This window comes from Treponema denticola ATCC 35405 (assembly GCF_000008185.1).
GTDB lineage: Bacteria > Spirochaetota > Spirochaetia > Treponematales > Treponemataceae > Treponema_B > Treponema_B denticola.
Map to the genome: position 1 here is coordinate 347,005 of NC_002967.9, position 13,727 is coordinate 360,731.

Sequence of the window (13,727 nt, forward strand, 5' to 3'; positions counted from 1 at the left end):
CATATATCTTGACAATATTATACCATATATAATATTATATTATATATATTATTTTTTAGAAAAGAGGGTGTTGATGTTTAAGGGTGCATTGTATTATTTTGTTATGTGTTGGAGGTATGACAAACGTTTTCCGGTTGTCATTTTATTAAAAGAAATTTTAAATGCCGTAAAAACTGTAATGGCGGTGGTGCTGCCTAAGTTCATTATCGATGCTTTGTTTACAACACAAAATAAAGAAGAAGCTGTTAGGTTTTTACTCATATATGCCGGAACCTTATTTGCAATAAGTCTTATAACTGCAGTTTTAAACCGTGCTACAATTATTTTAAAAAGCATCTCCTTTCAGCGATTTCAAGCCGATATAGGAAAAAAATTAATGCAGATAGATTATGAACGGCTTGAAACTCCCGAATTCTTAAACTTAAAACAAAAGGCGGATCAATATGCATATTCAGGCGGTTACGGATTTGCCGTAATCTTAGAAGACTCCGTCGGTTTATTCGGTAAACTGCTCACTTTTGCAGGTCTTATCTCCGTTATCGCAATCTTAAGCCCATGGCTTGTACTTGCAGTCATTATAATTGTCGCTCTTAATTCTTTGGTCTTTGCAAAAACAAATAAACATGGGATAAAATACCGCATGGAACAATCCGTGCAGGAAAGGCGTATCGGCTACTATTCTAAAAAAATGGAAGATTTTCAATACGGAAAAGAAATCCGTACTTATAATTTAGCTCCGTGGTTTTTAGAAAAATACAATCAGCAAATTAAAGTGCTCGGAAAATTTTATAATAACATAGCCAATACCCGTTTTATAAGCGGCGCCTTTAATTCTTTTACCTTTGCCGTTCAATTAATCATAAGCTATTTTTTTGTAATTAAGCAAACATTAGACTCCACTCTTTCGGTAGGAAATTTTACAATGTATCTTGCAGCAGTAAGTTCGTTCGCTTCAATACTATCCGAAATTATAAAAACCGTAGTTCAGCTTTCGCAGTTCAACACTTATTTTGAAGCTTTTAAAGAATACATTAATATGCCGTCTATGGAAAATACAAAAGGCGGAAAGCCTATTTTACCTGAAAACTTTGACATTGAATTTCAAAATGTTTCTTTCAAATACGGCACAAGCGAAAAGTTTGCCTTACAAAATGTAAACGTTAAATTTAATTCCAAAGAGCGTATAGCCATAATAGGAGAAAACGGTGCAGGTAAATCAACCTTTGTAAAACTTTTAATGCGCCTATACGAGCCTACCGAAGGCAAAATTTTGATTAACGGTATCGACATAAAAGAAATAGACTATAACCATTATCAAACTTGGTTTGCCGCAGTCTTCCAAGATTTTAAACTTTTTTCTTTTAGCATAAAAGAAAATATTACCTTCGGCAATGATAAAACCGAAGAAGACAAAAAGCGTTTGGAAAATATTGTTTCGGCATCGGGCTTAAAAGAAGTTACCGATAAATTGGATAAGGGCTTGGAAACCTTGGTGTACCGAGACTTTGACGATGCAGGTTTTACGCCCTCAGGCGGAGAAGGCCAAAAAATTGCAATAGCCAGAGCCGCATATAAAAACGCTCCGATAGTTATTTTAGACGAACCGACAGCAGCCCTCGACCCAAAAGCCGAAAATAAAATCTATGAGCAGTTTGATTCTTTCTTTGCGGATAAGTGTTCTCTTTATATTTCGCATAGAATGGCGGTTACAAAATTTTCGGATAGGACTCTTGTATTCGACAATGCACAGATTGTCCAAGACGGAAACCACGAAAGTCTTATAAACCAAGAAGGAAAATACAAGGAGCTCTACAGCTTGCAGGCTAAGTATTATACGGATGAGGTCAATAGTCAATGATAAAAAAATATTCTTTAGGCAGTCTCACTGTCCGACTTAATTTTTAAATAAATCTGAATGACTGCCTGCAAAAAGTCTTATACATCATCGTAAAAATTTACAATTTATAAACTCCGTCTAATTTTTCTTTTATTTGCGGGTCAAAGTTATGACTTATCATTATCACGGTTAAATCGGGATTTTCTATCAACCTCTTTTCAATCTCCAAAGCGTTTTCTTTATCGAGAGAAGAAGTGCCTTCGTCGATTAAAAGAATTTTTCTGCCATGAATGAGCGCACGGGCTATCGCTATACGCTGTCTTTGCCCACCCGAAAAGTTTTTACCGTTTTCTTCGGCAAGAGTATCCAAACCATTTCCGCATGAAGCGATAACATCTTCAAGTGCTGAATTTTTTAAAGCAGCGTTTATTTCTTCTTCCGTAAATTTACCGCCCAAACAAATATTTTCTTTTACCGTATCGTTAAAGATATAAACATTTTGATCAATGTACGCTATATTTTCCCTTAAGAGTTCTTTGTTCAATAAGGATATATCTTCCCCATCATAGGCAATGCTGCCCTTAAAATTTTCAAACATTCCTGCCAAAAGTTTAAACATCGTAGTTTTACCGCTTCCGGATTCTCCGATAATTCCGTATTTTTTGCCTAACTCAAAATGCATATTCAAATTCGACAAAATATTTTTTTGCTCATTGTATGCAAAAGAAAGATCCTTTAACTCTATTTCTTTTTTAAAGGACGGAGCTTTAAGCTCCTTTGAACTTTCGATACTAAGACTTTCAAGTTTATTAAATATAATTTTTACAGATTTTATTTTTACTATAAGGCCGGTAAGATCGGACAAGGCCTTTGAAAGTTGAGAAGCAATTTTTCCGGTAGCCATAATTGCACCTAAAGCAATAACTTGCCTTATCGCCAAAAAACCGGTAAAACCTAAAATCAAAGTTTCAAATACGGAACCGAAAAGGGCTATCACAATTCCCGAAATAAGATATTTACCCGTCAAGCTGATGACTTTTCCGCCTCTTTTTACGGAAAGGTCATGGACGGTGTCTTTAATTATTTTTCTTTTATTAAAACAAAAGAGAACATCAAAGCCCGATAAAACATCTTTTATTTTAGAAATAAAATTTTGCATTTCCATACTTAAATCCATAGTTCCCTTTTCGATTGATTTTTCAAAAATTTTGGGAATAAATAAAAGCAGCAGTCCCGAAAAAAGAGCAAAAAGAGCAAGCATCCAATGAATAAAAAACAAGGCAGCGAAGGCTGTAAGCAATGTAGAAAAATGAAGCACCAAATAAAATATAGAAACCAAACCGTTTACTTCTATTGTCTTCATATCGTTTTCAAGCCAAGAAAGATAGACGGAAGAATTTTCTTTATGATAGCCTGCGTATGAACAGCACATAATTTTTTCGGCAATGTCGGTTCTTATACCGGTAAGAATTTTTTGCACCGTCTTGGCTCTGAACATTTCAAACGCATAATTTGTAAAATATGTAAGACACCAGCCTGCCAGCATTATGCCGACATATTTTAAAAACAAATCAAGGTTAAGTTCTATTAGAGCATTTAAGGCATACATACCGAGATAAGCCATTCCGATATGTAAGGCTGTATTAATAAATCCCAAGAACCAGACTAAAATATTTTCGGGTAAATATTTAATAATATATTTTTTCATTTTTTTCCTCCAAATTATCAGAATTGAATGTTTACAAGCTTGTAATTTCAATTTATGGTATTATAAAACAAAAGTCAAGTTGAATTTTAAAATATTTAATAAAATATTTGAAAATTCTTATATTTTTAGCTAAAATTATTATATTTTTTAATTTTTACTGCATATATTTTAATATTTTTGATGAATCCTCTTGACACCAGAAAGAATTTTTATTATCATAGAATTAAAGTTTTTATGGGGGATAGCATGATAGAGGTTATTGGAACCTGCCCCGTGTGCGGGGATAGTTTTACCGTTTCGGAGCTGCATTGCTCAAAATGCAACAGTTCGCTAAAGGGCGAGTTTGAGCTATGCGAGTTTTGCCGCCTAACAAAGGAGCAAAAATATTTTGTAAAGATGTTTTTAAAAAACCGAGGCAGCATACGCGATATGGAAAAAGAATTGGGCATTTCTTATCCGACTGTTCGGAATAAGATAGAAGAAATCAATGCGGCTCTGGGTTTATCGGATGGAAGCCTTCCGTCCATTAATGTTTCTGAAGTCTTACAAAAAATAAAGAACGGAGAGTTATCGGTTGATTCTGCAGTTTCATTTTTGACGGGAGAGCCCGGAGAAGAAAAAATTTAGAAGAACGGCGACAACAGTTCTGTTTGAACTACAAGGAGATATTTTATGGAAAACGAAAAACTTGAAATTTTAAACATGATTAGAGACAAGGCGATTACACCCGAAGAAGGCTTAAAACTTTTGGAAGCTATCCAAAAAGAAAATGTTAAATTTGTTTTTGAAGAGCCTAAACAAAAAAAAGATAGCGAGACCATAGTAATAAGTACAAAGATTCCCTCTAAAAGTGATCCGGCAGATTTTTTAGAAAAAGCAGCCGATTCGGAAAATACGGTAAATGAAACCTTTGAAAACAAAAAGAAAAAAAATATCGATATAACAATTCAAACTCCCGACGGCAAAACTCAATCATTTAATTTGTAGGAATAAGCGGCTCAAATCTTTCAGCCTCTTGCAAAATTTTAGCATAAGGCGTAAAATGATATTATGATCGATACAAGCTATAAAACGATAGTAGAAAATTTTAAAGCAAAGATGGCAGAACGGATTGTGGGCCAGCAAGAACTTATAGAAGGAATTCTAACTGCGTATATTGCGGGCGGCCATGTGCTCCTTGAAGGTGTGCCCGGCCTTGCAAAAACTCTCATAGTAAAAACATTTGCAGAGCTGTCCAATGTAAGTTTTAAGCGCATTCAATTTACCCCTGACCTTCTTCCTGCCGATTTGATAGGAACCCTGATTTATCAGCAAAGTATCGGTAAGTTTTCCGTAAGGAGGGGGCCCGTTTTTGCAAATATCGTTTTGGCCGATGAAATAAACAGAGCTCCTGCAAAGGTTCAGTCTGCACTTTTGGAGGCCATGGCCGAAGGACAGGTTACAATCGGAGAAAATTCTTTTTCTTTACCTGCGCCTTTTTTTGTACTTGCAACCCAAAACCCTATCGAGCAGGAAGGAACCTATCCCCTGCCTGAAGCCGAACTTGACCGCTTTTTGTTAAAGTTATTTGTTCCCTATCCTTCAATTGAAGAAGAAATAAATATAGTGAATAAATTTTCAAGCCTAAGGCCGAGCCAAAACCTCGGTCAAAGCTCAAACATCAGTCCGGCCGAAGCTGTTTTAACTCCCGAAAATTTAGAAACTCTCCGCAATGCTGTAGAACAAGTCAAGTGTTCCCCCGAAATTACAAGCTATATAGTTTCAATAATTGCAGCAACACGTCCCGCAAAAAATGTAAAGCAGGATGACTATATTCACGGGAACTACCTAAGCTATATTCTTTATGGGGCATCGCCAAGAGCCGGAATAGCTATTCAAAAGTGTGCAAAGATAAAGGCTCTATTTAATGGAAGAGATTATGTAATTCCTGAAGACGTAAAAGCCGTTGCCTATGCAGCTCTTAGGCATAGGCTTAAACTTTCTTATGAAGCTGCCGCCGATAACTTAACCGCTGACGATATTATTGAAAAGCTTTTGGGAATTGTGCCCCAGCCGTAAGTTTAGACACATCTGCAATAAGAGAAATAATTTTACTTGTTTCAACCTTTTCTACTTTGAAGTCGACTTCGCCTATAGTAATCAATTCGCCTTCCTTGGGAAGATATTCTGCCGTTTCCAAAATAAGTCCGCCTATAGTATCATTATAATCCGAATGAAAATCGGTATTTAAAATACTATTAAGCTGAATTATAGGGACAGCCCCTGGAATCAAAATATGCGTACCGTCAACAATCTTCATTCCGCTTAAAGGATTGGTTTTTGTTTTAGAATACTCATCTTGAATGGAACCGAAGATAGCCGTGCTTATATCATCAATTGTGATAAGCCCCGCGGTGGAACCGTATTCATCTATAACAAAGGCCATATTCCTTTTATTTTTACTCATCGTTTTTATAGCCGAAAAAATATTTGCTGTTTTCGGAATAAACAGAGCCCGTCTTATAATTTTATTTATATCCATTTCCGTATTATGGCTTCTATAAAATAAAATATCCTTATAATGCACGCTTCCTATTATTTTATCTTTTTCTCCTTTATAAACTGGAAGGCGGGAAAACATTGTTTTACGAAAAATGCTTACCATATTTTCGAGCGATGAATTTATATCGAGGCTGACAATGTCCTCTTTTTTTGTCATTATGCTTTGCAGCTTTAATTCATGGAGCCTTACAGCTCTTTTAATTAATTCATGCTCGCCCGTTTGAAAAGTCCCGTCTGCCAAACTTATATTTATAAGAGTTTCCAAATAATCTTCGGAAAGTTCGGAGCTTTGATTGTTTTGTTTTTTTGAAACAAGTTTAATAATAAAATTAGACATGAGGGAAAAAACAAAAATAAAGGGTTTTAAAAACAGCCTTACAACCGACAGAGGTACTAAAAATGTTTTTGTAATTTCTACGGCATTATAAGCAGCTACAGCCTTGGGTAAAATTTCAGCAAAGATAATTATAAGAACCGTTGTAATCGCAGTAGCTGCCGGAATATGCTGCTGGCCATACATATCTATCACAAAGGCTGTTATCAAAGCCGAAGAAAGGGTGTTTACAAAATTGGTACCTATAAGAGTTGCACTTACAATCTCGTCTTTCCTTTCAATAAGAAAAGCAAGTCTTCGGCTTTTTTTTGTCCGGCTTTTTTTTATTGCCTTATATTCGGTTCTTGTAATTGCAGTAATTGCCGTTTCGGTTGCAGAAAAGAAAAATGCGCAAAAAAGAAGAGCTATAAATTCTATTATCATTAAAGCTAATTCAAATTTCATTCTTCATCTCCCGCAATATTTACTTGTAGTTCGCTTATTCTGTTTCCCTCGGTTTTCATAACCGTGAAATTATAGTTTTCTATTTTTATGGTGGAACCTATTTGCGGAACCTCTCCGCATTTTTCCATAATAAGGCCGCCTATTGTGTCATAATACTCGGAAGAAAATGAAGTTCCCAAATTCTCATTTAAATCGCTCAGCCTCATGCTGCCTAAAATGGTTTGACTAAGATTTTGAGTTTCTTCATCATTTATATTATCAAGATTTGGATCCTCTGCTGCAGCATCATCCGTATCGTATTCATCGGCTATGTTCCCGAATATTTCTTCATTTAAATCTTCAAGAGTTGCAATACCTAAAGTTCCGCCGTACTCGTCGATAACCACAACCATGTTCTGCTTTTCTTTTCTAAATATTTCCTGCAACTTTGAAAGCTCGGTATTTTCAAAAACAAGAACAGGCTTACGTAAATATTTTTTTATATCGAATTTTTCTTTTGATTCTTGTAAGAAATCTTTTGCAGCCGCTTCCGAAAACAAAAAATCTTTAATATAAAAAATACCGATAATTTCATCTATGTCTTCTTCATAAACCGGAAACCTTGAAAACCTTGAAGAATGAGAAAGTTCTATAATTTCTTCAGGGTTTACATCAGCGGTAAGGCCTATTATATCGGGTCTGGGCGTCATAATATTTTTTACGGTTATATCGCCGTAGCTTAATATTTTTTCGAGGACGGCTTTTTCTTCCGAGCGAAGATCTCCATGCTCTTGACTCACATCAAAGAAATCTTTTAAGTCTGCATCGGTTAAGGCCTCATTCGATTGCAGATTTTTCACACCTAAAAATTTTAAAAAGAATTTTGTAAAACCCGAAAAGAGCCATTCAAGAGGTGCAAGTACTTTAATTAAAAACAAAATAAAGCCTGAAAATTTTAAGGCTATCGGTTCGGAAAAAACCAAAGCAATCGATTTAGGAAGTATCTCTCCGAAAATTAAAATTGCAATAGTTGCAGCCGTGACTGCAATGCTTAATCCCTTAGCCCCCACAAGCTCTACCATTAAAGCCGTTAATAGTACCGATATTAAAATATTTACTAAGCTGTTTCCGATTAAAGAAGTTGTTAAAAACTTTTGTTTATCTTTTAAAATTTTTTCAACTCTTGCAGCCTTTTTATTTTTCTTTTCGCGTAAATATTTTATTTTCAATTTATTTACGGATAAAAAGGCCGTTTCTCCCGATGAAAACATCATCGATAAAAAAAGTAGAACAATTAAAAGTAAAATATAAAACCATTGCGGAGGAGGTTCGTTCATCCTATAAACACCTATTTTATACCGTAAGCCTTGCTTACCGGAATAACAAAAAGAATTCCATGCCCTTCTTTTTCTACATCGGATTTTTTTCTGATTGCTTCAACAACATTTTCAAGTTGATCATCATCGACAATAGTTAAAACGATTTCTTTTTCGGGTTCAATCTCCATGTCAAAGATAAGCTTCGTTTGATTAAGGCCGGATCCTCTTGCATGTATTATTGTTCCGCCTCGCGCTCCTGCTTCTAAAGAAGCATCAACGACTTCACTTGCTTTTCCTCTATTAACAACAGTAAATATTGCAGACTTCATAGTTTTTACCTCCTCCCGTTTAAATACGGGCTTTTCATCATCTAGGGTATTTTTAATATTAATAAAACTTAAAGGCATACGGAATGCTATGCCGAAATTTTTACGAGTAAGATTGAACTTTTTATTTAGCTCATCCATAAGACCGTCTAAAAAATCTCCATGTCCGGCCGTTAAAATCAACTCTTTTCTTGTTTCTTGAATCCCCAAAAAATCAAGCACTTTACTTTTTACCGTACCGAAGGCAATCATTATTGTAGCTCCGGTAAGGCCCTTATCTTTAGCGTATCTTACGATTTTACGTGCACGCCCAAAAGGTACTAAAATAATCAGAAGGGAAAAATCTTTCATTTTTGTTCTCCTGCGCTTTTAATCTTAAATATTAATCCTAAAATTTGTAACGAAATAATAGGAGCCAATGCGACGGCAGCTATAATACCGAATCCGTCTATCAATACATTTGCTGTCGGAGTGGAATTAGCAAGGCCCTGAGCAAGGGATAAAACAAAGGTCGCTGTCATGGGGCCTGAAGCAACACCTCCGGCATCAAAGGCTATACTTACAAAAAGATCCGGAACAATGATTGATAATAAAAGAGAAACTATATATCCGGGTAGAAGCATATGCCATAACTGAAAGGACGGTTCTATAATTCTTAATAACGAAAGCATTACTGCAAAGCTGACGCCTATACATAAAAAGGTCAAAACTATCTTACGCGGAATATGGCCGCTAGTTACGTTTTCTATTTGTACAGTTAAAACATAAACGGCCGGTTCAGCCAAAATAGAAACAATGCCTATCAGAGCTCCGATAAAAAGAATTAAGGACCGCGTGCCTATTTCACCTAAGCGGCTTCCCATAGCTATTCCTACATCCAAGAAGCCGGATTTTGCTCCCCACATAAATAGAAATAAACCTATCAATGTAATTATAAGCCCTTTAATAATGGGAATTAAATCCTTGGCCCTCAACTTTATACTTACAAAATTTGTAATTAAAAATATTAACGTTAAGGGTAAAAGGGACAAAAGGCACTCATAAAGTACCGGCAAAAAATGTTTCGCAAAGGGATAGAAGATTTGTGAGTGTATATCCAAATTGAAGACAAAATCATCGGCGGATATTTCCTTTGTTTTCCCGAATACACTCAAAGCCAAAACAGCGACGATTGCGCCTGCCGAAGCCATACCTACAAGTCCGAATGCGTCTCTTTCGGATGCAGCCGAGTCTTTTTTCATCTCGGAAACACCGGCTGCCAAGGCCAGAATAAAGGGTACGGTTATTGCTCCTGTAGTTGTTCCCGAAGAATCAAAGGATATCGAAATAAATTCGGAAGACGAAAAAAGAGAGAGCAAAAATATTACGCCGTAAGAAAGAGCAAAAATGATTTTTTGAGAAATATTAAATACAGTTCTCAAAATACCGAAAACCACAAAGGCTGCAACACCGATAGAAACAACTACTATGAGCCTTAATGCCGGAATTCCGCTTTTTGTTACTGTATTTACCTGACTTGCCAAAATCTGTAAATCGGGTTCTGCAATTGAAATTAAAAAACCAAGGGCAAAACCTCCTAAAATCAAAATCAGAATATTATTCCTTTTTGTGATTTCTTTTCCCATTTGCAAACCGATTTTTGTAACACTCATTTCGATTCCAAACAGAAAGAAAGCCAGCCCTAATATTATGCATACACTCCCGATTAAAAATCTAATAAAGACACTGTAATCGATATGAATAAATGCAAAATTCAAGATAGTAATCAAAATGACGATGGGTAAAACCGACATTAAGACTTCTTTAAATTTATCAATTAGAATATTCATAACTGAATAATATTATTGACTAAATTTTGATTTTGGTCAATAGGAAGAAATTATTTATGTCTAAGCAATAAAAATACGGTTTTAGATACAATTTTTCGATTTAATTATCCAATTAGTAATTGACAAAGAATATATTTATGCCTAAAATATAGTGTATAAGCTAAGCAGACATTATATCTATGTATCGGTTCATTTAAGCTTTTCTTATAAAGAAATTTATTTTATTTAAATTATAAACTTTAGTTTTAAGGAAGAAATTTTTATGCAAAAACTACTTAAAAAATTTTACCTCCTTACAGTCTTAATTTTGACTGTATGTTTGGCTGCTTCATGTACTATGTTAAGCGGTTTTAAAAAATTATCTGAAACAGGTCATGCCAGTATTAATGGGAAAAAGGTCAATCTTAAAACAATGGGTGATCCCGAAAAAGATTGTCTTGCGTTTGGATATTTAAAAATACCAACAGAACAATTGTACATTCAATCCGATCCCTCAAAAGAACCTATTTATACAACACCTTTTGTATTCCCGGGGGCCTATTCAGATGGAAGTATCTTTTGTTTTCCACCGTTTAAAACCGATCTGGCTTTTCAGTTAGCGTCTTTACGTAATGTAAATTTTAATGTAATAACTACTTTTTCGCCTCAGTTAGGTGCGGAAGGTAAAATAGCATTTGTAACACATAAAAAAGGCTTAATGTTTATCGGTGCTTATGATTTTGTTACGGAAGGAAAGGCAGGAATGATTGTACCTTTGGCACGTAAAGATAGTGCTCAGTACGAATTAAAATGTCTTTTAAAAATAAAAAAGTTGCTACAACATACAGCATGGTTACCGCTTATTGAAGCAAGAATAAAGGAGTTGGAAAATGAAAAAAAATAAATTATTCAAAATCTTGTGTTTATTATTATTTATAGTCACAGGATTTGTATTCGCTGATGAAGAGAAAAAAGCCTTACCTTCAAAAGGAGAGGTTGTTTTGGTTTTTAGTTTAAAAGTTTTACCAACTCCTGATAGTGCTTTTTTTTCAAACTATCGCAATATAAAATTCGGCAATTTTGATTTTGATGATGGAAGTGTTGCTACCGATCAAATATATGTAAATTATCTCGTTCATAAATATTTTTTGTCGGCTAAATGTGATGAAGATCCACAAAAAACCGATTTTGTTATGAAGAAAATTAGCTTACAATCAAATAAGCGAATTATTAACTTGTATAAATTAGTTTATTTCTTTGGTAACGCATATTGTGCACAATTGACCTTACCCATCCAATCAGAGCTAACGATACCTGAAGATGTGAAATTTGTATACCTTGGAGATTTTACCATTAAATGTTCAATGCCGTTTTATGATATTAGTGAAATAAAAAGGATTGATAATTTTGATGCTGCTGCTCTTGCAGTGAAAAAGGCGTACGGAAAAAGTGCTGAGCTTGAACGGATTCCTCTTGTTCCGCTAAAGAAATAAAATAAAAAGGGATTTCAATATTTTTGAAATCCCTTTTTTAGTGCTTATTTATTTTTACGGGCAGATGAGATTGTCTTTAAAATAATATCCCCGTATTTGTCTTTCTTTGCTTTTCCTATTCCAAAGATATTATCCAAATCGGTAGTCGTTGTAGGTTTTTTTAAGCCCAAATCAAAGATGGTCTTATCCGAAAAAATAATATAGGCCGGAACCCTTGCCTCATCGGCAAGCTCCCTGCGCTTTTGTTTTAGTGCATCCACTATTGCCTTACTGCAAGCATCTAAAGTATTTTCAGATGTTTGAGGTTTTGATTTTTCTTTTACTTCTTTTTTAACCGAATTGTCTTTTTCATAATTAAAAGGAAGCATGATACTTGTTCGGGCTTGGAGCTCTTCTTTTGCTTTTTGGGTAAGCGATAATACCGAGTAATCCTCATCTTTTACAAGATAGTCTTCCGCTAATAGAATACGGACAAGATTAAACCATCCTTCCCTATTGAATTCCGTACCTATACCCCAGACGGAAAGATCATTATGCTTGTTTTCAAGTATTCGTTTTTGCTTTGAGCCTAAAAGAACATCGATTATATAGCTTGCTCCAAATCGGCATCCGGTTCTGACAACGCAGGATAAAAATTTCTGCACAGGAACCGTTAAATCGGTTTTTTCTATTTTTTCTCTGGAACAAAAATCGCAGCACGGAGCATCGCCCTGTATTTCCTTTAGTTTTTCTTCGGAAATATTTTCTCCGAAATATTTTAAAATTGCCCGTCGGCGGCAGCTATTGGCTTGAGCATAATTACTTATAGCTGAAAGCATTGATTCGGCTTTTTTTACCTCATCGGGAGATTTATCCTGCATCAAGAATTTGAGCTTAAAAATGTCGGCAGCCGAAAAAAGCAAAAGAGCATGAGCCGGATTTCCATCTCGGCCTGCTCTGCCTATTTCCTGATAGTATTGTTCAATACTCTTGGGTAAATCAAAATGAATAACGAATCTTACGTTGGGCTTATTTATTCCCATCCCGAAGGCCACGGTTGCTACAATTATTTCTATATCGTCATTGATAAAATCGTTTTGAGTTTTTTGCCTAAGCTCGTCGGATAGTCCCGCATGGTAGGGTTTTGCATTATAGCCTAAAACCGATAATTGAACGGCCAAGGTATCTGCCTGTTTGCGGGAAAAACAGTAAATAATTCCGCTTTCGCCCTTATGTTCTTTTAGAAAGTCCGAAGCCTGTTCAAAAGGCTTTTGCTTTTCTTTCACTTCCAAAAAAATGTTTTTGCGGTTAAAACCGGCAACAAACTCCTTTGGCGTCTTGAGCTTTAGTATTTTCTTTATATCTGAGCGCACCTTTTCGGTTGCTGTTGCCGTTATGGCAAGACAGGCCGATTCTTTTAAGAGCTTGCGTATTTCAGCCAACTGCCTGTACTCCGGCCTAAAATCATGACCCCATTCCGAAATGCAGTGAGCTTCATCTATTGTAAGACAATCCACTTTTATTGAAGATAGCAGCTCTTTACATCGGTCACTGGCCAGCGTTTCAGGAGCAACATAGAGAATTTTTACTTCTCCGTTTTTAATACGGCGTATATTATCGGCATATTTTTCCCAATCCAAGGAGCTGTTTAAGGCAACAGCTTCAACACCGATAGTTTCCAAACCGCAAATTTGGTCATGCATAAGAGAGATAAGGGGAGAAACTACTATAGTTACCCCTTCAAAAATGAGGGCCGGAACCTGATAGCATAAAGATTTTCCGCCTCCTGTGGGCATTACCGCAAGGACATCTTTTTTTTGGAGAAGGCTGTCTATAATTTCTTTTTGGAAGGGTCTAAATTCGTCATATCCGAAGACCTGTTTTAAAATGTCTTCAGGGGAGGCGAGCTTTTTTTTACTGTCAGAACCTTTTGATCCGCGCGTCATATATGGATGATAT

12 protein-coding genes are annotated in these 13,727 nt (G+C 35.5%); 6 read left to right on the top strand and 6 right to left on the bottom strand.

What is annotated here, in order from left to right; all coding sequences use genetic code 11:
* Positions 1-73: 73 nt before the first annotated feature.
* Positions 74-1,858: an ABC transporter ATP-binding protein gene (locus tag TDE_RS01540; RefSeq protein ID WP_002681271.1), complete on the top strand. Its 1,785-nt coding sequence runs from the start codon at positions 74-76 to the stop codon at positions 1,856-1,858.
* A 97-nt stretch (positions 1,859-1,955) separates the two neighbouring features.
* Here TDE_RS01540 and TDE_RS01545 read toward each other — a convergent pair whose 3' ends face one another.
* Positions 1,956-3,545 carry an ABC transporter ATP-binding protein gene (locus TDE_RS01545; RefSeq protein WP_002681273.1) on the bottom strand — a complete coding sequence of 530 codons (1,590 nt, stop codon included), beginning with the start codon at positions 3,543-3,545 and terminating at the stop codon, positions 1,956-1,958.
* 246 nt (positions 3,546-3,791) lie between these two features.
* On the opposite strand from TDE_RS01545, the gene TDE_RS01550 reads away from it, so the two are divergent.
* The 3 genes from TDE_RS01550 (at position 3,792) to TDE_RS01560 (ending at position 5,603) form a co-directional block, all read left to right on the top strand.
* A complete protein-coding gene (locus tag TDE_RS01550) occupies positions 3,792-4,172 on the top strand; it encodes a DUF2089 domain-containing protein (protein WP_010956716.1) in 381 nt (126 codons plus the stop codon).
* 45 nt (positions 4,173-4,217) lie between these two features.
* The gene (locus tag TDE_RS01555) at positions 4,218-4,532 is read left to right on the top strand and encodes an SHOCT-like domain-containing protein (RefSeq protein ID WP_002681277.1); all 315 of its coding nucleotides are present in this window, start codon (positions 4,218-4,220) and stop codon (positions 4,530-4,532) included.
* Between the two features lie 63 nt (positions 4,533-4,595).
* A complete protein-coding gene (locus TDE_RS01560) occupies positions 4,596-5,603 on the top strand; it encodes an AAA family ATPase (protein ID WP_002666315.1) in 1,008 nt (335 codons plus the stop codon).
* On the opposite strand, the gene TDE_RS01565 is transcribed toward TDE_RS01560, so the two are convergent.
* The 4 genes from TDE_RS01565 to TDE_RS01580 are packed head-to-tail and all read right to left on the bottom strand — an operon-like array spanning position 5,566 to position 10,317.
* A complete protein-coding gene (locus TDE_RS01565; RefSeq protein ID WP_002681279.1) occupies positions 5,566-6,864 on the bottom strand; it encodes a hemolysin family protein in 1,299 nt (432 codons plus the stop codon). The two genes, TDE_RS01560 and TDE_RS01565, sit on opposite strands and share 38 nt — an antisense overlap.
* Positions 6,861-8,180: a hemolysin family protein gene (locus TDE_RS01570; protein WP_002681281.1), complete on the bottom strand. Its 1,320-nt coding sequence runs from the start codon at positions 8,178-8,180 to the stop codon at positions 6,861-6,863. The genes TDE_RS01565 and TDE_RS01570 overlap by 4 nt, the downstream gene beginning before the upstream one ends.
* 11 nt (positions 8,181-8,191) lie before the next feature.
* Complete coding sequence (locus TDE_RS01575; RefSeq protein ID WP_002666310.1) at positions 8,192-8,839, bottom strand: P-II family nitrogen regulator; 648 nt, start codon at positions 8,837-8,839, stop codon at positions 8,192-8,194.
* Positions 8,836-10,317, bottom strand: a complete 1,482-nt coding sequence (locus TDE_RS01580) for a DUF1538 domain-containing protein (RefSeq protein WP_002681283.1) — start codon at positions 10,315-10,317, stop codon at positions 8,836-8,838. The genes TDE_RS01575 and TDE_RS01580 overlap by 4 nt, the downstream gene beginning before the upstream one ends.
* A 262-nt stretch (positions 10,318-10,579) precedes the next feature.
* Here TDE_RS01580 and TDE_RS01585 point away from each other — a divergent pair, with 262 nt between their 5' ends.
* Both TDE_RS01585 and TDE_RS01590 read left to right on the top strand, forming a co-directional pair.
* Complete coding sequence (locus tag TDE_RS01585) at positions 10,580-11,200, top strand: hypothetical protein (RefSeq protein ID WP_002666308.1); 621 nt, start codon at positions 10,580-10,582, stop codon at positions 11,198-11,200.
* Complete coding sequence (locus tag TDE_RS01590; RefSeq protein ID WP_002681285.1) at positions 11,187-11,789, top strand: hypothetical protein; 603 nt, start codon at positions 11,187-11,189, stop codon at positions 11,787-11,789. Before TDE_RS01585 ends, TDE_RS01590 begins: the two co-directional genes overlap by 14 nt.
* Positions 11,790-11,833: 44 nt before the next feature.
* On the opposite strand, the gene recQ is transcribed toward TDE_RS01590, so the two are convergent.
* Positions 11,834-13,714 (bottom strand): DNA helicase RecQ, encoded by a 1,881-nt coding sequence (gene recQ, locus TDE_RS01595; protein WP_002681287.1) that lies wholly within the window; start codon positions 13,712-13,714, stop codon positions 11,834-11,836.
* Positions 13,715-13,727: the final 13 nt, after the last annotated feature.